This window comes from Epibacterium sp. ABZ3_068, from assembly GCF_056159265.1.
This window is the reverse complement of record NZ_JBSWUV010000001.1, coordinates 3654662-3674331: the sequence shown is the minus strand read 5'-3', so window position 1 is coordinate 3674331 and position 19670 is coordinate 3654662. Positions and strand designations below refer to the sequence as shown.

The 19670-nt window shown below is 55.9% G+C and carries 24 protein-coding genes and 1 tRNA gene; 15 read left to right on the top strand and 10 right to left on the bottom strand.

All coding sequences use genetic code 11. The features are described from left to right. Positions 1-44: 44 nt before the first annotated feature. Positions 45-3452, bottom strand: coding sequence for a bifunctional proline dehydrogenase/L-glutamate gamma-semialdehyde dehydrogenase PutA (gene putA / locus ACXAEW_RS17650; protein ID WP_474942577.1), 3408 nt, complete (start codon positions 3450-3452; stop codon positions 45-47). A gap of 124 nt (positions 3453-3576) precedes the next feature. On the opposite strand from putA, the gene ACXAEW_RS17645 reads away from it, so the two are divergent. The 3 genes from ACXAEW_RS17645 to ACXAEW_RS17635 all read left to right on the top strand — a co-directional run bounded on the left by ACXAEW_RS17645 (position 3577) and on the right by ACXAEW_RS17635 (position 4883). Then, the gene (locus tag ACXAEW_RS17645; protein WP_474942576.1) at positions 3577-4047 is read left to right on the top strand and encodes an Lrp/AsnC family transcriptional regulator; all 471 of its coding nucleotides are present in this window, start codon (positions 3577-3579) and stop codon (positions 4045-4047) included. A gap of 54 nt (positions 4048-4101) precedes the next feature. Next, the gene (locus ACXAEW_RS17640) at positions 4102-4659 is read left to right on the top strand and encodes a tetratricopeptide repeat protein (RefSeq protein WP_474942575.1); all 558 of its coding nucleotides are present in this window, start codon (positions 4102-4104) and stop codon (positions 4657-4659) included. A 138-nt stretch (positions 4660-4797) separates the two neighbouring features. Continuing rightward, positions 4798-4883: transfer RNA gene (locus ACXAEW_RS17635), tRNA-Leu, on the top strand. Positions 4884-4973: 90 nt separating this feature from the next. Here ACXAEW_RS17635 and ACXAEW_RS17630 read toward each other — a convergent pair. From ACXAEW_RS17630 to ACXAEW_RS17600, 7 genes are all read right to left on the bottom strand, one after another. Further along, positions 4974-6245, bottom strand: a complete 1272-nt coding sequence (locus tag ACXAEW_RS17630; protein WP_474942574.1) for a hypothetical protein — start codon at positions 6243-6245, stop codon at positions 4974-4976. After that, on the bottom strand, positions 6235-6486 hold the full coding sequence (locus ACXAEW_RS17625) for a hypothetical protein (RefSeq protein ID WP_474942573.1): 252 nt from the start codon (positions 6484-6486) through the stop codon (positions 6235-6237). Before ACXAEW_RS17625 ends, ACXAEW_RS17630 begins: the two co-directional genes overlap by 11 nt. 213 nt (positions 6487-6699) lie before the next feature. Further along, on the bottom strand, positions 6700-6981 hold the full coding sequence (locus ACXAEW_RS17620; RefSeq protein WP_474942572.1) for a hypothetical protein: 282 nt from the start codon (positions 6979-6981) through the stop codon (positions 6700-6702). A 3-nt stretch (positions 6982-6984) separates the two neighbouring features. Next, a complete protein-coding gene (locus tag ACXAEW_RS17615; protein WP_474942571.1) occupies positions 6985-7161 on the bottom strand; it encodes a hypothetical protein in 177 nt (58 codons plus the stop codon). 144 nt (positions 7162-7305) lie between these two features. Then, positions 7306-7590 (bottom strand): hypothetical protein, encoded by a 285-nt coding sequence (locus tag ACXAEW_RS17610; RefSeq protein WP_474942570.1) that lies wholly within the window; start codon positions 7588-7590, stop codon positions 7306-7308. 6 nt (positions 7591-7596) lie between these two features. Beyond that, positions 7597-7863: a hypothetical protein gene (locus ACXAEW_RS17605; protein WP_474942569.1), complete on the bottom strand. Its 267-nt coding sequence runs from the start codon at positions 7861-7863 to the stop codon at positions 7597-7599. A 142-nt stretch (positions 7864-8005) separates the two neighbouring features. Then, positions 8006-8677, bottom strand: a complete 672-nt coding sequence (locus ACXAEW_RS17600) for an autoinducer binding domain-containing protein (protein WP_474942568.1) — start codon at positions 8675-8677, stop codon at positions 8006-8008. Positions 8678-8865: 188 nt separating this feature from the next. Here ACXAEW_RS17600 and ACXAEW_RS17595 point away from each other — a divergent pair, with 188 nt between their 5' ends. Then, positions 8866-9543, top strand: coding sequence for an acyl-homoserine-lactone synthase (locus ACXAEW_RS17595; RefSeq protein WP_474942567.1), 678 nt, complete (start codon positions 8866-8868; stop codon positions 9541-9543). Positions 9544-9653: 110 nt separating this feature from the next. Here ACXAEW_RS17595 and ACXAEW_RS17590 read toward each other — a convergent pair whose 3' ends face one another. Beyond that, positions 9654-10055 carry a helix-turn-helix domain-containing protein gene (locus tag ACXAEW_RS17590; protein ID WP_474942566.1) on the bottom strand — a complete coding sequence of 134 codons (402 nt, stop codon included), beginning with the start codon at positions 10053-10055 and terminating at the stop codon, positions 9654-9656. On the opposite strand from ACXAEW_RS17590, the gene ACXAEW_RS17585 reads away from it, so the two are divergent. Then, a complete protein-coding gene (locus ACXAEW_RS17585; protein ID WP_474942565.1) occupies positions 10054-10305 on the top strand; it encodes a helix-turn-helix transcriptional regulator in 252 nt (83 codons plus the stop codon). The two genes, ACXAEW_RS17590 and ACXAEW_RS17585, sit on opposite strands and share 2 nt — an antisense overlap. Positions 10306-10839: 534 nt before the next feature. Here ACXAEW_RS17585 and ACXAEW_RS17580 read toward each other — a convergent pair. Next, the gene (locus ACXAEW_RS17580) at positions 10840-11658 is read right to left on the bottom strand and encodes a hypothetical protein (RefSeq protein ID WP_474942564.1); all 819 of its coding nucleotides are present in this window, start codon (positions 11656-11658) and stop codon (positions 10840-10842) included. A gap of 21 nt (positions 11659-11679) precedes the next feature. Here ACXAEW_RS17580 and ACXAEW_RS17575 point away from each other — a divergent pair, with 21 nt between their 5' ends. The 10 genes from ACXAEW_RS17575 (at position 11680) to ACXAEW_RS17530 (ending at position 19669) form a co-directional block, all read left to right on the top strand. Further along, positions 11680-12219, top strand: a complete 540-nt coding sequence (locus tag ACXAEW_RS17575) for a class I SAM-dependent methyltransferase (RefSeq protein WP_474942563.1) — start codon at positions 11680-11682, stop codon at positions 12217-12219. Then, a complete protein-coding gene (locus tag ACXAEW_RS17570) occupies positions 12219-12512 on the top strand; it encodes a hypothetical protein (RefSeq protein WP_474942562.1) in 294 nt (97 codons plus the stop codon). The genes ACXAEW_RS17575 and ACXAEW_RS17570 overlap by 1 nt, the downstream gene beginning before the upstream one ends. Then, the gene (locus tag ACXAEW_RS17565) at positions 12509-13156 is read left to right on the top strand and encodes a hypothetical protein (RefSeq protein ID WP_474942561.1); all 648 of its coding nucleotides are present in this window, start codon (positions 12509-12511) and stop codon (positions 13154-13156) included. The genes ACXAEW_RS17570 and ACXAEW_RS17565 overlap by 4 nt, the downstream gene beginning before the upstream one ends. A 168-nt stretch (positions 13157-13324) precedes the next feature. Next, entirely contained in the window at positions 13325-13906 is a 582-nt protein-coding gene (locus ACXAEW_RS17560; RefSeq protein ID WP_474942560.1) for a hypothetical protein, read from the top strand. Then, positions 13903-14688: a hypothetical protein gene (locus ACXAEW_RS17555; protein ID WP_474942559.1), complete on the top strand. Its 786-nt coding sequence runs from the start codon at positions 13903-13905 to the stop codon at positions 14686-14688. Before ACXAEW_RS17560 ends, ACXAEW_RS17555 begins: the two co-directional genes overlap by 4 nt. Positions 14689-14878: 190 nt before the next feature. Next, positions 14879-15280: an HNH endonuclease gene (locus tag ACXAEW_RS17550; RefSeq protein WP_474942558.1), complete on the top strand. Its 402-nt coding sequence runs from the start codon at positions 14879-14881 to the stop codon at positions 15278-15280. An 88-nt stretch (positions 15281-15368) separates the two neighbouring features. Further along, positions 15369-15818 carry a phage terminase small subunit P27 family gene (locus tag ACXAEW_RS17545; protein ID WP_474942557.1) on the top strand — a complete coding sequence of 150 codons (450 nt, stop codon included), beginning with the start codon at positions 15369-15371 and terminating at the stop codon, positions 15816-15818. Then, positions 15805-17472, top strand: a complete 1668-nt coding sequence (locus ACXAEW_RS17540) for a terminase large subunit (RefSeq protein ID WP_474942556.1) — start codon at positions 15805-15807, stop codon at positions 17470-17472. Before ACXAEW_RS17545 ends, ACXAEW_RS17540 begins: the two co-directional genes overlap by 14 nt. After that, positions 17469-18749 (top strand): phage portal protein, encoded by a 1281-nt coding sequence (locus ACXAEW_RS17535; protein WP_474942555.1) that lies wholly within the window; start codon positions 17469-17471, stop codon positions 18747-18749. Before ACXAEW_RS17540 ends, ACXAEW_RS17535 begins: the two co-directional genes overlap by 4 nt. After that, positions 18746-19669, top strand: coding sequence for a S49 family peptidase (locus tag ACXAEW_RS17530; RefSeq protein WP_474942554.1), 924 nt, complete (start codon positions 18746-18748; stop codon positions 19667-19669). The genes ACXAEW_RS17535 and ACXAEW_RS17530 overlap by 4 nt, the downstream gene beginning before the upstream one ends. The last annotated feature ends 1 nt before the right edge of the window (position 19670 follow it).

Below are 19670 nucleotides of genomic sequence, written 5' to 3'. Positions count from 1 at the left end.
CCCTTAGGGGCCCAGCGTCAAGGGGAAAGGGTGGAGGGGATTAGTTACCCATTTCCCCCCAACAAGGCTGCGTTGCCGCCGGCTGCTGTGGTGTCGACACAGACATGGCGTTCTGCCATGACGCGGGCGCGATCAGGCAGACCGGGGATCAGTGGTATAATCGGGCCGGACCGTGTGGCAAGAATTTGCTCGATCTGGCGCGCGTGACCCTCGTCGCCCCACCACAAAACGCCGGAGATCGGAGTTTCGGATTCAAGGAGTGACGTGTCCACTTCGCCAGTTGCTTCGATTGCTCGACCGCCCAATGCGCGGACCGCCTGCGCCTGGGCGCGCGCGGTGTCGGCACCCGGACCTGCACACAACAGCGGCGGACGGGGGCTTGTGGTCAGGCGATTGGACTCCCCTGTGGGACCGGGCAATGTCAGTGTGACAGGATCAGCCCCGGTTTCCTCGAAGCTGGGCAGGTTTGTCACGACGCCGGACCAGTTGCCCTCGGCTGTCTGGCGATCTGGCGCGCAGAACCGTGACATGTAAAGCGGCCCGCCCGCTTTGGGACCGGTGCCGGACAGGCCCTCGCCGCCAAAGGGCTGGCTGCCGACAATCGCGCCGATCTGGTTGCGGTTGACATAGATATTGCCGGCATGAACACGGTCACAGACATGTTGAACGCGGTCGTCAATCCGGGTGTGCAGACCAAATGTCAGGCCATATCCGGTGGCATTGATTGCATCAATCACCGCGTCGATCTCTCGGGACTTGAACCGGGCAACATGCAGAACGGGGCCAAAGATCTCTTCTTTGAGGTCTGCAATACCGTTGATCTCAATCAGGGTCGGGGCGATGAATGTCCCTTCCGTCGGGGCCACCAGTTCTTTGAGAACGCGTCCCTCGGTGCGGGCGGCTTCGATGTGAGCAGCAATACCCTGTTGCGCGCCCTTGTCGATGACCGGGCCACAATCGGTTGAAATGTGCCAGGGATTGCCCATGCCCAGGCAATCCATCGCGCCTTTGAGCATGGTCAGGAGGTCATCTGCGATGTCATCCTGCACATAAAGGCACCGCAGGGCCGAGCAGCGTTGGCCGGCAGATTGAAAGGCGCTTTCGACAATTGCCTGAACTGCCTGTTCGGGAAGGGCTGTTGAATCCACGATCATCGCGTTCAGGCCGCCGGTCTCAGCTATCAGAGGCGCGCCGGGGCGGCATCCATTTGCCATTGCCGCGCGGATCCGCATCGCTGTGGCTGTGGAACCGGTGAATGCAACGCCACCGATGCGGGGATCTCCGGTAATGGTCCCACCGATTTTGCGACCAGAGCCTGGAACATATTGCAGCACTGCGCGGGGGACACCTGCTTCATGCAGCATTTCAACCGCGCGGAACGCGACAAGCGGTGTCTGCTCCGCAGGTTTTGCGATAACCGCATTGCCGGTTGCAAGCGCAGCCGCAACTTGGCCGGTGAAAATGGCCAGAGGGAAGTTCCACGGCGAGATGCAGGTGAATACGCCTGCTGGCGCAGCTTCTGGAATATTGGCTGCGTAAAAGCGCAGGAAATCCACAGCTTCGCGCAGTTCCGCCACCGCGTCCGGCTGGTTTTTACCGGCTTCGCGGGCAAGGATGGCAAAGAATTCGCCAAAGTTCTCTTCGTAGAGGTCAGCCGCGCGGTTCAGGATCTTGGCGCGCTCGCTTGCAGGGGCGTCCCAAGTGGTGGCTGACGCCAGTGCGATCTCGACATCGGCAGCGCTGGCATTTGCAACGGTACCGATTTTGGACAGATCGCTTGGATTGGTGACGTCTTGCAGCCCTTCGGGAGACGCATCAGCCGCCAAGAGGGGCGCAGCCTGCCAATTATGGTCCGCAAACGGCGCGCGGGCATCTTCGATCCGCGCAAGGCTTGGCGCGTGCCCCATGTCGAACCCCATAGAGTTCGGGCGTTCCGGCAGGAACAATTCGGGTCCGGTCGGGATCGGGGCGTTGACGTCGTCAATTGCTTCAAACGGGTCCGCGGCGACAACTTCCGGCGGCACGTTTTCGTCCACGATCTGGTTTACAAAGGAGGAGTTCGCACCATTTTCCAGCAGACGCCGCACAAGATATGCCAGCAAGTCGCGGTGTGCCCCAACCGGGGCGTAGATGCGGCAGCGGGTCTTGTTCTGTTCCAGAACCATGCGGTGCAGGGTTTCACCCATGCCGTGCAGGCGCTGGAATTCAAACGGCTGACCTTGATCAGCCATATGCAGGATCGCAGCCACTGTATGCGCGTTGTGGGTAGCAAACTGCGGGTAGATCCGGTCTGTCATACCCAGCAGCTTGCGCGCATTGGCAATATAGGAGACGTCGGTGAGCGCTTTGGAAGTATAGACCGGGAAGCCGTCGATACCTTCAACCTGGGCCAGCTTGACTTCGGTGTCCCAATACGCGCCTTTGACCAGTCGCAAGGTGAATTTACGGTCGTATTTCTCGGCCATTGCATAAAACGCATCAATCGCCGCACCAGTGCGGGGGCCGTAGGCCTGAAACACCATGCCAAACCCGTCCCAGCCATCCAGAGCTGGATCCGACACTACCGCGTCGACAACCTCAAGCGAAAGCGAAAGGCGGTTGGCCTCTTCGGCATCAACATTGAGCCCCATGTTCGCAGCCTTGGCCAGCAGCGCCAGCGCTTTGAGGCGTGGAACAAGCTGTTCCATCACGGACTGTTCCTGCGCCAGTTCATAGCGGGGATGCAAGGCAGAGAGTTTTACGGAAATACCGGGGTTCTCGCGGATATCGTCGCTTTTGCAGGCTGCCGCAATGGCCGAAATCGCTTTGGAGTATGACAGGTGGTAGCGGGCTGCGTCCGCTTTGGTCCGCGCGGCTTCACCCAGCATGTCGTATGAATAGGTATAGCCCTTGGTTTCCATACCACCGGCACGTTTCATGGCGCTTTCGATGGTTTCGCCCAAAACAAACTGACGACCCATTTCCTTCATCGCGCGGCCCACTGCCGTGCGGATTACGGGTTCGCCAAGACGTTTGATGGCCCCCCGTAGGGCGCTGATGGGACCGCGGTCCTCGTCCAGAACCTTACCCGTCAGCATCAGAGCCCAAGTGGAGGCATTGACCAGAGACGAAGTCGAATGGCCGAGATGTTTGCCCCAATCAGAGGGTGCGATCTTGTCTTCGATCAGCGCATCAATTGTTTCTGCGTCCGGAACCCGCAGCAGCGCTTCGGCGAGACACATCAGCGCAACGCCTTCGTCCGTCGAAAGACCGTATTCCGCCAGAAAAACTTCCATCAGACCCGGAGCCGAATGGCCACGGATGTCAGAAACCAGGGTCGCTGCCCGCGCCGAGATCCGTTTGCGGTCTTCAGACGACAGATTGGCCAGCGCTACGAGCTCGTCTCGTTTGGCGCTGTGGTCAACATAAGTTTCCTGATCAATCAAATCGCGCAGGCGCGGTTCATGTGTCATGCGAGATCCCCAACTGGATTTATAGGTGTTTAATTTAGTATGCCTGTTTTTCTCTGGTCTGTTCGCCTAAAGTGAAGTATTTGGCAGGCTGATTGCCTAAAGTTAATGGGATTTTGGAGGTTGTATGGCCTTATTGAACTTGGATCGATATGACCGCCAGATTCTAACGGCTCTTGGTGAGGACGGCCGGATCTCTGTTGCTGATCTGGCGCGGCGGATTGGCTTAACCAAAACTCCGACGCAAGCACGGGTGAAACGGCTGGAGGCAGATGGCATCATTACGGGGTACAGGGTGATGCTGGATCCGATCCGGCTGGGGCTTGATCACGTTGCATTTGTCGAAGTGAAACTGAGCGACACGCGTGAGGCTGCGCTGAAGGCGTTCAATCTTGCCGTGGCCAGAGTTCCCGAAGTCGAGCAGGCGCATATGCTGGCCTCTCATTTTGATTACCTTCTCAAGGTGCGGACGCGATCCATGTCGGATTTCCGAACCGTGTTGGGAGAGAAGATCTCAGCGCTGCCACATGTTTCATCGACCTCCACCTATGTTGCCATGCAGGCCATCAAGGAGCAGGCCGACCCGCAGCCCCTGTAATCGTACACGAAAAAGACATTTTGCGATTTCCGGATTTTGGGCCAGCATGAGAGCATGCGTATCCTGGCCCTCATTTCCATTGTAGCGCTGCCAACAGCGTCCTTCGCCCTATGTCCAAAGGCACCCGATCACAGTGCTGCAATAGAGAGCCTGCTGGCAGAGGTCCAAGACGCGGAGAGTGAAACCGAGGCGCGCGATCTGGCCAATCAGATGTGGCAGTATTGGGCGGATGCCCCGGATGATCAATCGCAGGAGATGCTGCAGCGGGGAATGGAACGGCGGGCAGCCTATGATTTTCTGGGAGCGCTGCAGGACTTTGACAGGTTGATCGCCTATTGCCCGGACTATGCGGAAGGGTACAATCAGCGGGCCTTTGTACATTTTCTGCGTCAGGACTACGGCGCGGCTCTGCGGGACCTGGAAAAGGCGCTTGAACTCTCTCCGCGCCATGTGGCCGCAATGAGCGGGCGGGCCCTGTCCTTGGTTGGGCTACACCGTCTGACAGAGGCGCGTGATGTGTTAAAGCACGCATTGAAGCTGAACCCTTGGCTGCCGGAACGGGGGCTCTTGTCACCTGGTGGACCCTTGGCTCCGGATGGGGTCGATCTTTAAGCCCGCCACGTTTTGCACAGGCTGAAGAGGCTGGCGCAGTGGCTCCTGCCAAAATCGATGAATTTTAGGTTGTGTCGGATCTCAGCGATTGTTAAATCAACGCCTTAGACGCCAGATTGCAATGCGCAATCCCGGCGCGCCCGCGTGGTGGAATGGTAGACACAGGAGACTTAAAATCTCCAGGCCTTAGTGCCGTGCCGGTTCGAGTCCGGCCGCGGGTACCACTGAAAACAAAGGGATTTAGATCCATATTCTTTTGCTTTCAAATTCTCAGGGTGCACGTTGGGTGCACGTTGGGTGCACGGTTCTTTCTTCTAACGGTTTTGGCTTCTCAACGATATGACGTTGTTTGCAGCTCCGGATCTGTCACGGGTATAAATGTCAGTGGTGCTCATGTGTGTATGCTGAGCGGCGTGTTGAAGCGTTTTCGGGTCTGCCAAAGCCTGGGCTTCAGTGATTCCGCCAGATCTTGCATCGCTGATGCGAAGGTCTTCAGGTAGATCCAAATCCCGAACAACCATCTTGAATTTCTTCGTGTAGTGGCCGTCTTCGTGCGGCAAAAGTCCCTGTCTCGGCTTTCGGAAATGCAATGCTCCGTTGATCATCACGGGGCTGCCGCGGAAAGAGACAAACACCGGTCCTTTTCGCAAGTGCACCGGGCATTCCATTAACCGATCGCGGATGTGGGGCGCTTGGGTCAAGTCAAACTGGTATGGATGGGGTAGGCTGTCTTTGGTTTTGTTGATGAGCTTCTTTAACGTCGTCAACTCCCCATCAAACATATCCCACGTGAGACCGCTGGTCCAAATACGTTTACCGCGCCGGATCCCGCCTTTTGCGCCTTCTGCATTGATCCACTGACCGTAAACATCCACTCCTCGTAGCAGGAGCTCGAAACGGAAAAGAACCGCCAACGCTTCGAGATACATTCCTCGGCGGTCCATCTCCTCGACTATCGCCTGTATCTGCTCATACGTTGCGTAGGCCTGACGGGCGGCTGGCGTTTTGATCCGCATTTCCGATCGGATGCTTTTCACCCTAAGGCAATGCTCACGCACGCCATCATGATTGCCAATTTTGATGCCGTGAGAAACCGCCATACTGAAATAGGTGAACCACGTCTTGATGAAGTGATCGGAACGACCTTTGTCCTTCATCGCTTTCTTCCAGGTCGCCATGCGTTCAAAATCTGTTTCCGCGATTAGGACATTGCCCACCGCTTCCTCCACTACCTTCAACTTTTTGGCGTATGTCGTTCTGGTCTGAGGCTCAACATCCCAAAAAGAGCTGAACTCATCGGCGCGGAAACGGGATATCAACCAGCCCCAAGTGCCAGGTTCTTTGCCCGTCCTTTGTCCGTCGTACCATTCAACCATTTCTCGCGTAAGAGCCCGACATTGGCTTGCGCGCTCATAGTCAAGGCCATCGCCTTTGCTGCCCCCAAGCTCATAAGTGGAGATGGGGTATCCGGCCTTTCTGTATTTTGGGGTGGCGCGCCAGAAATAGTTGTCCTTGTCTGACCGGTATTGTCGGCAAGGGGCGTAATCTGGCTCGCTATCGTCCCAAAGCGAGTCTCTAAAACCCATTGAAATTTTCCTCGTGGTTGTTTTGGGGCAACCGCTCGGTGCGCGCCTTCGGTAATCTACTGTTCCGTTCCCGCGCCCATTCCTCAACTGATGGAATATGCCTAAGCCCGATGGCTGGATCAATCCTTGGAAACCCGTATTGGTCCTCCAAGGTTGTGGCATTCTTGTGAAGCCACTTCATGTCATGCCCCAGCATACGCGCAATATTGCGATCGCTGGTGTAAAGCGGCTTGGTTGTCATTTTTGGCGGTCCTCAATCTCAAGAGGGTTTGGCATTGTGATCGGTGGGGCTGGCATCCGTGACTGCCCCCGGAGTGTTTCGGGGGCAGGGTGGGGTGTCAGGACTCGGGGGATCCGAGAAAGAGCGGCAGGCCAGTGTCTTCCTGGTGCGTTGGTACACTTGGCGTTTTCGCGGTCATCACGGGCGGTTCCTTTCGTGTAAATGGGTGGCAGTTTATGGACGGCGGGCGGGGATGCGGCCGCGCCATGCGTCGTATTCGGTGCGCAAGGCTTGAAATTGGCCGGCGGCCTTTGGGTTGCTGTCCAGCTGCTTGCGGCTGGTGACGCCGCAGACGGTGCGGACGTATTCAGCCGCGGCGCTTGGTGTCATTGTCTTGTCAGGGTAGCTGCAGCGCTTTGCCGCGAATTCCTGGAACAGACCTGTATTACAGAGGATCGCGGCCTGACTTGCGTGGGGCAGCTGCGCGAAGGGTGTGCGGGTGGAGGATGTCGTCACGGGCTACACTCCCCGAAACACAGCGGTCGCTGCAGCGATTAGGGTGCCCCCGGCCAGCGCCAGGGGAATGATGAACCATCCGCTTGGCCATTTGTCCTCAACCTCCGGCTCGGGGAAGGAGTTGGCAGACAGCTGTTTGAGGCGTTCGATTTCAATCATCGGGGCATTGGATTTGTGCATGCATCAGCTCCCTTGGTTTTGTGCCGGGGGCAGGTGTGGGTCTGCGCCCCGGCGATGTGCTGCCACGCTTGGGGGAGTGGCGGCGCAATTCTGAAAAAGGCCGGGGGAACGCATCTCCCCCGGCGCGTGGGGAGGCCTTGCGGGTTACAAGGCGTCCGGGTTTGTCCTGCGGTTGGGGCAGGCGGCGCAGCGCCAGTTGCAGAGTTTCGCACGGGCGGCCTGGGGCCAGCGTTTCAGGGCGTGTTCAAAGAGTGCCCCTGATGTCGTGATATTGAAGAGCCGAACGCGCCATGTTGTTTCCCCGTGATCGAAGGGGAAAGCCTCGGGTTCTTGCACAGCTCCGCCTGCGTTGACGATCAGCAGCCGGGCTGCGTCTTCGGTCAACGTGGGCAGGACGGTGGCGGCCCAATATATGCGCGTGCGGTCCATGATGGTTTAGCGCAGGCAGGTGATTGGCGGAGGAGTGTACCCGCCTGCGCTGAGCTGCACCGGGAGGATTGGCGCAGTTTCTGTGTGAGTGGTGGTCTCCGCCAGTTTGGCGCGCAGCTGCAGGATCTCTTGTGCCATGTCTGGCAGGGCATGGCGCGCGATACCTACTAGCTCTTCATCTGTGAGAGCAGTAAGTAACGAAGAAGGGGTCAGCGCGCTGAATTGGTGCAGTTGCTCATTCGAGTATAGGTAATTGTCACTTTGTGCTGACATTCATATTCTCCCATTGGCTTTAGAAAATATGAATGTCAGGAATATTCCAGTCAAGAATAAAAATGACTGTTGGGAATATTTTTTTGCCTGATAATGCCCTTGTGACAGTGACCTTCTGTGGCTTGGCTTTGTTGGTGCGTGGCTACGCTTGACCACTTGGGGCGTCAACGCCTAGCAAATTTAGTTCTTTTGCCTTGTAGCAAAGTGAAGCGTTTGAACCGCAGTCGTATTTCTCGCGAAGCCTTAAGAAGCGACTTTTGACGCCTGATTGGGAGATGCAGAGCCGGTCAGCGATTTCGCTGTAAGATAGATCTTCGTGGATTAGCAGCCTTAATATGTTCAGCTCATCAGCTGTTGGCTGTGGTGGCGGAAGTAGCGAATTGAAAAAGGCAGAGGTCGCCACTCGAACATCGGTCATTTCCTTGTCTGTTAGTTCTCTGTCCGAGCGAGAAATAAACACCATGGATCTTCGCGCCCCCGTTAGAGCGGAAAAGGTGGCGCCAAAGGTTAAGCCGTAACGCTGTGACTTCTTTAAGACCTGAAGTGGGTCGGGGAGTTGGATTTCCGACCAACGAATTTCGCCCTCATTGGCTAGGGCCCATCGAAAGACGGGATCCTCAAGCAGAAAGTTTCCTAGATCGTACTGCTCTTTCCAAGCGTCGTGGAAGGTACATTCGAAGTGTTCGTACCCCATGATCGAAAAGTTAACCATCAGCGTGTAGCCGGAGTTGCTTACGCGTTCCAACACCTTTCGGCAGTTTGAAAACAGCGTGCTGATGTCTTCCTTAGCAATTGTTGTCAGGTTTCTTTCCATTCGTCATCGTCCATCTCTTCTCGGTGCCAAGCGGAAACCAAGGTTGCTTTTCGTGAAACTTCGGTTGCACCCAATGAAACCTTGGTTGTATTTCCGATAGCACCTTCAGAATGTTCTGGACAGAAAAAATACAGCTTGAGATTGTCAAGTTTGCTTGATTGCTATATTTTTTACGACTGGAGAGTGTATTGTCGGAGAGGATTACTTCGAAAATTGGCGTTGCGTCTAACCGCGTTGCAACCATGGTTGTTCAATTTAGTCAGGTTCGACTGCCAAAGCATTATCGTGATCTCGATCAGGATGTTCTAGACTCATTTATGAAGTTGCGCCGTCAAGTTTTTGCCGAAGGTAAAGGCTGGCGCGTTTGGTTAACGTGTTCCTCTGATTTGGATCAGTACGATCAACTGGATGCGTATTATGTAATCGCCTATGACGTGCATACGGGAAAAGCACTTGCGGGTTGTCGCCTCCTGAGGACGGATCGGGGCGGGGCTTCGCCGGACCGTGCGACAATGACTTACATGGTGCGAGATGCGGGTCGTGGTGTCTTGCCGGGGTTGCCCGGTGATCTTTGTGAGCAAGAGCCGCCCTGCGATAGACAGATTTGGGAGTTAACCCGATTTGCCTCCAACGGTGAGCCTGGGCCGGGTTCATTGGTCCTGCAAGAAGTTCGTCGTTTTCTAATGGCGCAAGGGGCTTCTGGGTTTATTTTCCTCTCACCGCCAGCCGTGTCGAGGCTTGCAAAAAGGGAGGGTTTCTTCAACGTGCGCCCTCTTGGTCCGATGCGAGGTGGGTTGGGGAATTGGTATCGCGTGTTTGCCGCAGACCTCTTGGAGGTGAAAGAGCAAGAGGCCGCATATGGTTGATTTGGTGGCGAAAGGTGACTTCCCGAAGGGAAGTCACCGGAGGCTAACTGTTGATCGGGCGCAAATGACTGTCTTGCTTGTCAAGATGACTGACGCCCAACTGGACAGCTTTATTGATCATCTTCTTGAGGCGCGGCTACTACTGCCTGAGCCATATCCAGCCAGCCGCTTCGGCGATCCTCGGGAAGGTTCCGAAAAATCTGTAGAAGCTTAGCCTCTGCTTCGCTTCTATCGTCCTGCAGTAGGGTATAGGTTGGGACCTCAAGTGCCTGAGCGATATAGTTTAAAACTCTCAGAGTTACGCCGTCCCATCCCGATTCAATCTTTGAAATGGTAGACTGTTCGACCCCTGCGGCTTCCGCCAGCATGGTTTGATTCCAGCCCTTTGCTTTTCTGAGACGCTTGAGTGTTTGCATGCCGTTAGTGTGCACACTGTGCATTGGATTCTCAAATGCGGCTCGGGAATAAGTATTCTTGACAGGAATATGAATGTGGGGAATATTATGACCCATGTTAAACCTCAAATCATACAGAAAGCAGCAAAAATTGCGCCAATGTGACTTGGCTGAGTTGTTGGGCGTTGAGCAGGCGACCATTTCCAAACTCGAGGCTGGCGTAATCTCGCCTGGTCTCGAGCTGGCGTTTGCGATCGAGGATCGAACCAAGGGGGCGGTCCTCGCGCGCAGTTGGTTGAGGGGGAAGGAAAAGGGTGATGTCTCGGGGCGCCCGCTGGATGATCAGTTTGCGGGTTTGGGCACATGAGAGCGCGAATTGGCGATATGTCAGGTAAACTGTCTGCACGGCATCAGTGTGTGCGGAACGGCTGGAAAAATCTTGCACAATCTTCTGATACTCCTGGAGACGCAAGAAAATGGTTCGCTGACCTTTTGTGGTTGGCATTTCCATCCAACAGTGAGCGCGAGCTAAGCCAGACGGCGGCGCGCGCCCTCAGGTGTTCTCCCCGGCAAGTCACGAACTGGCTCCGATGCGAAAACGACGCATCTCTTTCGGTCGTCGTGAAGGTTTTGGCCGCAGCGGGAGCAGAAGTCATGTTCCAAAAAATCGAAGGGAAACGTCTATGAGTGTGCGAATGCACATCCTCGCCAGATGGTATGAGGTGCGCGCTAGAATGGCGCATGGCCGCTATGTGCGGTTCACCAGAAAGGCCCAGCAATTGTGGGCACAGTTGTCGGCTGGACGGAGTGGCTCATGAGCGCCTTGCTGCAAGTCTCCTTGGACGCACCGGCAGATCCCGACTGGGTTCGGCTGCCGGGAGATGTGTGGGCGGCAAGCAAACTACCTTTTCAAGTATTTTTTCCTCTGAGAAGCGCTGGGGGCTATGATGTTGACGGAGATGAAGCAGGCGCTTCCATCATGCTTGAAACCGGCGCACCGAAGCTCTGCGCCGATTGGCATTTGGTCGCTAAACTCGCTGTTCAATTCTGCTGCTACTTGCGCGGGGATGTAGCCAAGTATTTTCTCGGAGGCCTTTGTGTTGGCTTTGCCCAAAACCTGCATGGCATTTGGGTCATAAGGGTTTTGGTAGTCGCGATGGATCCTGAGTGTTGCCTGCACCGGGTCCGATGTTTTGATAAACGTGCTTGCTCCGCTCCCAAGCTGGTTTGTGCCAGCCAAGCTGATGTCTCCTCGGCCCGCGAGGTTAACAAACCCATTCGGTCGGTTTTCTTTGATTGGGTGAAAGTCCTTTCGAGACCATTCTGGAGTAAAGTCTTCTTCCTTTTCAGCTTCAGCGCTATCATCGTCTTCCTCGTAAAGTTCGAGTGTTACGTCAATGCTATAAGGGTGGTCGCCACCGACCGAAAAACTTTTGGAGGAAGTGGAAAGAAGGCCCGATCCCGGCTTGTTTTTGATCGGAGCTTCGGTAATCGAACCGTCTTTCTCCTTTACGTCAAGATGCGCGAGTGGGTCGGCTTTCCAGTCTTGGCCGCTCTTGCGAGCAAGCAAATTTATGAGTCTCTGCAGGACTGCCGCCGCAATAAAACACCCAACTGCGATCCCGATTGTCGTGAAGAGAAACATGCCAGAATAAGCCTCACTGATTGCAAAATAATTTGGGTAGATTTCACTATAGGTAGTGTTGCTTTCGCGGTCCACACCCCAAGGGGGGTGTGAGTGATGGGCAGGCGCAGCAATTTCAAGCGGATTGATCGCGATGCCTATCTGACATGGGATCAGCGCGCTTACCCCCCATTGCTGCGGCATCTGCCGCGCCACACATCGTTTATTGAACCCTGCGCCGGGCGTGCGGATCTGTTGGATGGGTTGGAGGCCGCTGGTCACAGATGTGTGCTGGCCACGGACATCAGGCCCATGGATGAGCGGGTGTTCAAATCCGATATTTTGCGAGCCACGCCAGAAGAGATCCGCCTGTTCGGTGCAGATATGGTCATCAGCAACACGCCGTGGCGGCGGGATGTCCTGCATCGCATGATCCGTCTGTTTTCGGATGCTTTGCCAACTTGGCTTTTGTTCGATGCGAACTGGATTTTCACAAAGCAGGCGGCGGAATTCATGCCGTGCCTGCGCAAGGTGGTTGCGGTCGGGCGGCTCAAGTGGATCGAGGGGTCGAGGGACGACGGTAAGGACGATTGCGCCTGGTATCTGTTTGATAAGCCTTCGCCGCAGCCGCCCCGGTTTTATGGGAGGGTGGTGTAATGACTCCAGAGCGGGATCTGTGGATTGCGGTCATCGCACGCGCCGTTTTGGATGCTGTTTCACCTTCGCAAGCCGAAGAGGGAAGGCGGGCGCGCGTAAGTGCCCGGCGTTTCTTTGAATATGGCGGGGCGGACTTCAATCAAACCTGCAGCTTGGCCGGTTTGGACCCGGACGCCGTTCGTGAGGCCTATCTGGCAGGGCGGTTTGAGATGTGCGCGCAGGATTTGCAGTGTCTCTTTCGCACCTCTGGCGGGCGGGTTGAGAAAGCGTTCCAGAAGGGAAGTGCGGTATGACTGCCATAAAACTCGTTGAGCCGATAGAGATTTCCCAGCTTCCGGAATACCCGATCGGCCCGGATCAACGCTTGGATTCGCACGGTTTCATTCAATGGGAATACCGGCGTTGGATCAGCTCGGACATGCGATGGAACGGAACGCATGAATGCAAGTCGATCTGGTTTGAGTTGGTCAATATCGCACATGGTGAAACGCCGGTGGGTACACTGCCAGCAGATCCGCGCCGGTTGGCCCGCATGGTGGTGCCGTTCATCGACCCTGATCACTTCGAGAACCTGTGCAGATTGGACTTTGGCCCGCTCCATGGTTGGGATCGCTGCCGGGTTGAGGATGATGTTCGGTTGATGCATCCCGTTGTCACGCGGATTGTTACCTCTGCTTTGGCTTCGCGGGCAAATGCTGCAGCGCGTACTGAAGCTGCGTCGCATGTGCGGCGGCTGAAACGTTTGACTGAGGACATCGCGGCGCTTGCGCCTGCGATCTCCGAAGATCCAGCCAAGGTGAGGTGGATCGACATGTCGCTGCAAGAGTTGATCGCCGCGCGTGGCGGTTCCCGTCGCACGCCCGAGGATCTTCACCGCGCGATACAGGCATGCATTCAGCGCGATCGTGACGGTCGCTTTGCCAAGCCTCCCCAATAACTAACGTCCGCTAATGTCCGTTAGACACTAACTGACAGTCCGCGACACTCCGCTAATGTCTGCTTCGATAAGGATAAAGACATGAAATTGATAAAGAAAAAATCCGCAGACGGTCGATCAGGACCGGTGATGCCTGTGGATAACTCGGATTGCTGAGAGGGATTGAGCATGGATGAGAAGGAACAGGTTGCTGGTGAGCGCCGTGTGCGTGAGCTGCTGGTGGTGCCATTGCAGGAATTGGGGCTCGCGCGCCCTTCGACCCTGACAGTGAAGGCATATGAGGAAATGCTGTCTGCGTTGTGCAGCAAGCTGGCCTATATGTCCGAAATCAATCTGCGGGCTTTGCAGGAGGTTGCATCTGGGCGTCCGGGTGGTGCCAATGGGGATCGTTTTCCAATTGCTGCGAATGTTCTGAAATGGGCTGGCGAAATCCAAGCGCCAGATGATGATGGGTCGCCGCTTGTGCGGGCGGTCTTTGCGCATCGGATTGGTATCCAGGCGTTGGATGAGGGCTGGGCGCCGGAGCTTCTGGGGTTTCTCAAGTCGCAGCGGTCCTGGCCGAAGGAGTACGATTTGCGCAAGATCCGTGATCGTGCCCAGGATATTCGGCGCGAGTTTGAAAAGATGAATGACACCCTGCGGCGTGGGGGAATTGTGTCCAGTGAAGAGTTGGCGCGAAAGCAGCGCAGAGCGGACGTCGTAGAAAAGTGCCGGCGGATTGCAGCGTTGGTTCAGGAGGGAGCGGCATGATGTGCGCAGCAATCCGAGATTTTGAGACCATCGTTGTTGACCCATTGGGGCGGGCAACAAAGAAGGATCTGCGGGCGCTGCATGAGGCGCAGCGTTTATGTGATGTGCGCGCTTCGGGTTCGATTCCGGATGGCGCTTGTCCAGATGCGCCGATGGCTCCAGCGCGTGGCCCTGTGCAAGTGTTCGACATGATCGCAGCCTATCCCAAAGGGGAAGACGGATTTGAGTTCAAGCATAGCGGCTTTGATGGTCGCAAAACCATGCGGTGTGCGGACGTCTTTGACGTTATGGCGGCACGGGCTGCCGGTCATGGGAAGCCGTCACCGTTTAGCCCGTCCCAGGTCGCGATGGGGCGGTTCTATCGCGATCTGGTGGAGAAGCACGCACATGCGGGCGTCAAGTGTTCCTCACTTGAGAGCCTGTCACAGCGCAGCGCGGGGAATGGGTCGGACTTTATCGACGCGGTGTTGCGCGATCGGGAAAGGCTGCAGCAGTTGCACCGGCGCATTGGGGATGGGGCGAGTTTGGTTGTGCGCCGCCATCGTCCCTCAGCGCGCGGTTCCCGCACCACCATTACGGATCGCCGGTTGGTCGACATGGTTTGCATCGAGGGCATGACCATGAGTGATGTTCTGAAAGCTCATGGGTGGTCTGTCCGCTCTGCGTTTATCAGGGACTTGCGAAAGGCGCTGGCGGCGGCTCTGGACCGGATGCAGGGACCGGTGCGCCGTGGCCGCGTTGGGGCAGTCCAATTTGGCGATGGCTGCGTTCCTTTGTGGTAGCGCGCTAAATTAGGGGTTGATCTTTACGCCATCAATTTCGTATGGATTCTATATCATCACGAAATGCGCCCACGGGAAACCGGCGGGCGTTTTTGTTTGTGGTGTCCCTTCCTTCGGGGGTTGGGTTGAAGGTCAGCGCGGTCATGTCGCCAAACTAGTGCCGCGCTGACCCGTTTTTACGGACATTGTTATGGCGCAGCTCAAAATCTGTGTGGCCGCTGGCTGCGATGAGTTTGCTTTGCCTGGGTTGTCTCATTGCGAGCGACACGAGGTGGTGCGACAAGAAAAACTCAAGGCTCGGCGGGCTAAAGCAAAGACATCTGAAGCGGCTTTGAATGCAAGTGCGTTCTACGGTGATCCTAGATGGAGGGTGGCACGCAAGGCATACCTGCGTCTCCATCCTTTGTGTGCGGATTGTGGCGATCTGGGGGTGATTGAGCTTGCCACTGATGTTGACCACATCGTTCCGCACAAGGGTGATCGGAAGCTGTTCTGGGATCGGAGCAACTGGCAGCCGCTTTGTCATCGGTGTCACAGCCGAAAGACTGCTCGCGAGGTGTTTCATGGGGCACCGGGGGGTACTCGAAAATAAAGTCCGATACATCCGTAACCGGCGGTGGAACCTTTTTTTACGCGGTTCGGAAATTGGAGAAAAAACCCACTTTTAAAGGAGTTAGGTTGTGAAGGGAAGGAAGCCAAACCTTCAGAATGTTGTCCCGATGAAGGATGACATCCAGAAGGAAATTCCCGTAGCGCCTGATTTTCTGTGCGACTTGGGGCGTGACGTGTGGGACGAGCTGTGTCCGGAACTGGTTAGAAAGGGGCGGCTGGAACTTTTGTTCAAGTACCAGTTTGCAAGCTACTGCGCCGCCGTCGCGAATTTCATTCAGGCCACCAACACTCTTGCCATGGAGGCGCTGTTTTATGAGACCGGCAAAGGGCGAAACGGCAACCAGAAACGAAAGCATCCTGCTTTGACACTTCAGGAGGCCGCCAGTTCACAGATGCGCCGTGACAGTGCGCTGTTTGGCTTGTCGCCGGTTGACGAGGCTCGGTTAAGCGATGGCGGTCAAGGTGACCTGTTCAAGGCGGTGATGGATCAACTGAACGGTACAAATGGAACCAATTGATCATCCGGTTTCCAAGTATGCGCTCTCCGTTGTTGAGGGGGACGTGGTGGCAGGAGATCTTGTGCGAATGGCTTGTGAACGGCATTTGCTTGATCTTGAGACCGGAAAGGATCGCGGCCTTTATTTCGACTGTGAAGCCGCCAGCAAAATCTTACGGTGGGCGGGAATGTTGCAGCACACTGTGGGGCCGATGGGGGGCAAGCCTCTGAAGCTGGAGCCCTGGCAAGAGTTTCGCCATGGATCGGTTTTTGGATGGAAGCGTGAGCAAGACGGGTTGCGGCGCTTTAAATCGACTTACCATCAAGTGGGTAAGAAAAACGGTAAAACGACCGATACCGCCGTTCCGATGTTATACACGCAACTTTTCGATGGGGAGGCGGCACCTCAAGGGTTCTGCGCTGCTACGACAAAAGACCAGGCTGGACTGCTGTTCAAAGAGATGCAGCGTATGATAAAGAAATCGCCCTTTCTCGGGCAGCTTTTGACTGTGAAGCGCAACGTAATTGAGTCGCCCAATACCCAAGGGACGATCGCCTGTCTCAGCCGTGATGGTGACAGTTCCGATGGTATCAACCCGTATTTTCTGGCGCGTGACGAAATGCACCGTTGGACCGATCGGGAGCTTGCTGACACGATTGTGGAATCCATGATCGCACGGGCGCAACCGATCGACTGGGTAATCACAACGGCGGGGCAGGATCGTAATTCCCTATGTGGTGAGTTGCGTGGCTATTCTGAGGAAATCCTGCGGGGGAAGGTCGATGACGATACGGTTTTTGCGTTTGTCGCGGAGCCGCCGCAGGACTGTGATCCAACGGATCCGGTTGCCTGGGCTATGGGCAACCCAAACCTTGGCGTCAGCAAAGGCGTTGAAGCCATGCAGGACACTTTGCGCAAAGCGCTGGCGATCGCCGGGCGCATGCCAAACTTCCGTAGGTTTCACTTGAACCTGTGGACCGAGGGTGCAGAGACATGGATTGCACGTGACGTTTGGGATGAGGGCTTGATGTCTGCGCCATTTGACCCGGCGCAGCTCTATGGGCGTAAGGCGTGGGTCGGGTTGGATCTGTCAAACAAGATTGACACAACGGCAATTGTCGTAGCGGTTCCCGTTGAAGGTCTTATCTACTTGATTACCTACACTTTTCTACCGGAAGGCCCGAAGGGTTTTATCCAGCGGGCACAGACGGAAAAACGAGAGTATGTCAGCTGGCGTGATCAGGGGTGGTTGGAGATCCACAAAGGTGGGTCGATCGATGAGGATCAAATTGCCGATCGGTTGGAGTGGATACGGGCGCATTTTGACCTGCAGGAGGTCGCCTATGACCCGTGGGGCATGAAATACCTCGCTGACAAGTTGGACAAGCGGCGGTTTCCGATGGTGGAGCATCGCCAGGGATACGCGTCGATGTCAAATCCGATGAAACGTTTTGAGGAAAAGGTCGCGCAAAAGAAAATTCGACACGGGGGGAACCCGGTGTTGGGGTGGCAAGTTGGCAACGTTCATCGAGATGAGGACGCGGCAGAGAACATCAAGCCGAATAAAAAGAAGTCGACGGGGCGGATTGATGCAGCGGTTGCCGCGATCATGGCACTCGGGCGTGCGGAGGTCGGTGAAGAGAAACGTAAGGCTCGCGAGGTTGAGGTCGTATGAAATTTCTGGGACTGGAAATCAGCCGCGCACGTCACGGGGAGGCTGAGCAGACACGTATGGAGCCGCCGGTTACCGCTGCGTCCGCAGGACCATCAGGCGTTACTCATCCTCAGCCCTGGTTGTCGGAAGTGGGGTGGGGTGGTGGCTCAAGGCTAGCAAAGAAACTTCCGCGCGTAACACCGGATAGAGGTGAGCAGCATGGAACAGTTTTTGCGTGTTGCAACAACATTGCGGGGGACCTTGCAAAGGTTCCTTTGAAATTGTGGCAACGTCAAAAGAATGGGCAGGAGGTAAGGGTTCGCGATCATCCAGCAAATTACCTGCTGAATGTTGAGGCTTCCGATGGCGTGCCCGCAAAGATCATGCGCTTTGCTTTGATCTATGCCTGGGCGTTGCGTGGCAACTCTTACGCCTTCGGACCGCGTGACGGTGGCGGCGAATTGGAGATGATCGAGCTCGTGGACCAGAACGGCTGTACGCCGCTAAAGGCTGGTCGTGATCGCTTTTATGATTTTACCGATGGTGCAGGCGTGTACCGGCGGGTTGCCAGTCGGTCGATGGTTCACTTGCGATATATGGCGCTTGACGGTTGGGCGGGGCGGTCACCCATACAGGTGGCCTCTGAAACCGTTGGTTTGGCTTTCGCGGGTCAGGAATCTGCTGCCCGTTCGGTCTCTGGCGCGCATTCGAAGGCTTACATGAAGCTGGGTGAGGCATATGAGGATGATCAATCGCGCACCCGAAATGCGCGCCGGATCAAGGAAACGCTACTGAATAGTGATTCAGACGGCATTCCGGTTTTGGGTCCGGACGAAGACATTAAAAGTCTTGATCTGACTGCGGCAGACCAAGAGCTGCTGGCCAGTAGAAAGTTTGATCGCGAACAGCTTGCTGCGATTTACCGGATGCCTCCGTCAAAGCTCCAGATGTTGGAATATGGGGTCAAGGCAAACGGTGAACAACAGGCGATCGATTATCTTACGGATTGCCTTTTTCATTGGTCGGGGATGGCCGAACAGACAATTGCGATGGCAGTGCTGACACGGCGGGAACGGGAGGCGCAAATGTTCCTGCGCCATGATTTTGACTCGTTATTGCAACCGACAATCAAAGAACGAAACGAGGCAATGAAAACATCTATAGGCGGGCCATTCATGACGCCTAATGAGGGCCGCGAAAAGGTCGGGCTGCCGCCGATCGAGGGGGGGCATGTCTTGAATCCAGCGCCCAACATGACTCGTGACGATAGCAAGACTCAGAAGGGAAAAAGCGAATGAGCCTAGAAACCATTGGTGCCCATTTGGGGGGCGCTGTCCTTGCTCTAAGCGACGCCGGTTTGCCACTGCTGAGCGGCTGTATTCCTCGTGTGCCGGTGGATGCATCTTTGACATCCTACGCCTTGGAGGACGGTGGCGTGTCTGTGGAGCGCGGAGAGCGGTTTTCAGTTCACCGTGGAGTTGCCTATGTGCCGGTTCGGGGAATCCTTTCGCCCAATTCAGCTGCTTTGGAAAAATATTTGGGCTGGTCCACCTATCACGGGTTGATTGAGACCATGAGGGCTCTTTCTGCAAGTGATGAGGTGCGGTCGGTGGTGATGTTTTATGACACACCGGGTGGTGCCGTGATCGGAATTCAGGGTGCGGCTGAGGCGATCAAGGCCTGTGCGGCAGTTAAGCCGGTTCACGCAATGGTCCACCCGCTTGCCGCTTCTGCCGGATATTGGTTGGCGAGCCAATGCACAGACATTACTGCCAGCCCTGGCAGCTGGGTTGGCTCGGTGGGCACGATGTTGACCGGATATCAACCGTTGCAGCCGGGGATGGATGGTGAACAGGGGTTTATTCTCACCTCGGAAAACGCCGGTGCCAAAAGGCCTGATTTGTCCAGTGAGGAAGGGCGAGATATTGCACTGGTCCGCCTTAATGCGATGGAGGCGGAATTCCATACGGCGGTTGGCGAGGGGCGTGGAATCTCTGCAAGCGATCTGAAAGCCCGTTTGAGCCGCACAGACAGCCCGGCCAATGGCGGTGATGTATTCTGGGGCGCGGATGCCGTGGAGCGCGGCTTGATCGACAGTGTTGAAACTGTCGCCAGCTTCCTTGCGCGAATTTCGGATCTCTATGCTCCAAGCCCCAAAGCGAGATCACGGGCCTATTTAGCCCGTGCCTCTGCAGCAAAGGCGAAAGCCAGTCTCTGAA

Bases quoted from the DNA above. Each gene is read 5' to 3' on its own strand.
- putA (WP_474942577.1), bottom strand. From the start codon at position 3,452: ATGACACATGAACCGCGCCTGCGCGATTTGATTGATCAGGAAACTTAT.
- ACXAEW_RS17645 (WP_474942576.1), top strand. From the start codon at position 3,577: ATGGCCTTATTGAACTTGGATCGATATGACCGCCAGATTCTAACGGCT.
- ACXAEW_RS17640 (WP_474942575.1), top strand. From the start codon at position 4,102: ATGCGTATCCTGGCCCTCATTTCCATTGTAGCGCTGCCAACAGCGTCC.
- ACXAEW_RS17630 (WP_474942574.1), bottom strand. From the start codon at position 6,245: ATGGGTTTTAGAGACTCGCTTTGGGACGATAGCGAGCCAGATTACGCC.
- ACXAEW_RS17625 (WP_474942573.1), bottom strand. From the start codon at position 6,486: ATGACAACCAAGCCGCTTTACACCAGCGATCGCAATATTGCGCGTATG.
- ACXAEW_RS17615 (WP_474942571.1), bottom strand. From the start codon at position 7,161: ATGCACAAATCCAATGCCCCGATGATTGAAATCGAACGCCTCAAACAG.
- ACXAEW_RS17610 (WP_474942570.1), bottom strand. From the start codon at position 7,590: ATGGACCGCACGCGCATATATTGGGCCGCCACCGTCCTGCCCACGTTG.
- ACXAEW_RS17605 (WP_474942569.1), bottom strand. From the start codon at position 7,863: ATGTCAGCACAAAGTGACAATTACCTATACTCGAATGAGCAACTGCAC.
- ACXAEW_RS17600 (WP_474942568.1), bottom strand. From the start codon at position 8,677: ATGGAAAGAAACCTGACAACAATTGCTAAGGAAGACATCAGCACGCTG.
- ACXAEW_RS17585 (WP_474942565.1), top strand. From the start codon at position 10,054: ATGTTAAACCTCAAATCATACAGAAAGCAGCAAAAATTGCGCCAATGT.
- ACXAEW_RS17590 (WP_474942566.1), bottom strand. From the start codon at position 10,055: ATGGGTCATAATATTCCCCACATTCATATTCCTGTCAAGAATACTTAT.
- ACXAEW_RS17575 (WP_474942563.1), top strand. From the start codon at position 11,680: ATGGGCAGGCGCAGCAATTTCAAGCGGATTGATCGCGATGCCTATCTG.
- ACXAEW_RS17570 (WP_474942562.1), top strand. From the start codon at position 12,219: ATGACTCCAGAGCGGGATCTGTGGATTGCGGTCATCGCACGCGCCGTT.
- ACXAEW_RS17565 (WP_474942561.1), top strand. From the start codon at position 12,509: ATGACTGCCATAAAACTCGTTGAGCCGATAGAGATTTCCCAGCTTCCG.
- ACXAEW_RS17560 (WP_474942560.1), top strand. From the start codon at position 13,325: ATGGATGAGAAGGAACAGGTTGCTGGTGAGCGCCGTGTGCGTGAGCTG.
- ACXAEW_RS17555 (WP_474942559.1), top strand. From the start codon at position 13,903: ATGATGTGCGCAGCAATCCGAGATTTTGAGACCATCGTTGTTGACCCA.
- ACXAEW_RS17550 (WP_474942558.1), top strand. From the start codon at position 14,879: ATGGCGCAGCTCAAAATCTGTGTGGCCGCTGGCTGCGATGAGTTTGCT.
- ACXAEW_RS17540 (WP_474942556.1), top strand. From the start codon at position 15,805: ATGGAACCAATTGATCATCCGGTTTCCAAGTATGCGCTCTCCGTTGTT.
- ACXAEW_RS17535 (WP_474942555.1), top strand. From the start codon at position 17,469: ATGAAATTTCTGGGACTGGAAATCAGCCGCGCACGTCACGGGGAGGCT.
- ACXAEW_RS17530 (WP_474942554.1), top strand. From the start codon at position 18,746: ATGAGCCTAGAAACCATTGGTGCCCATTTGGGGGGCGCTGTCCTTGCT.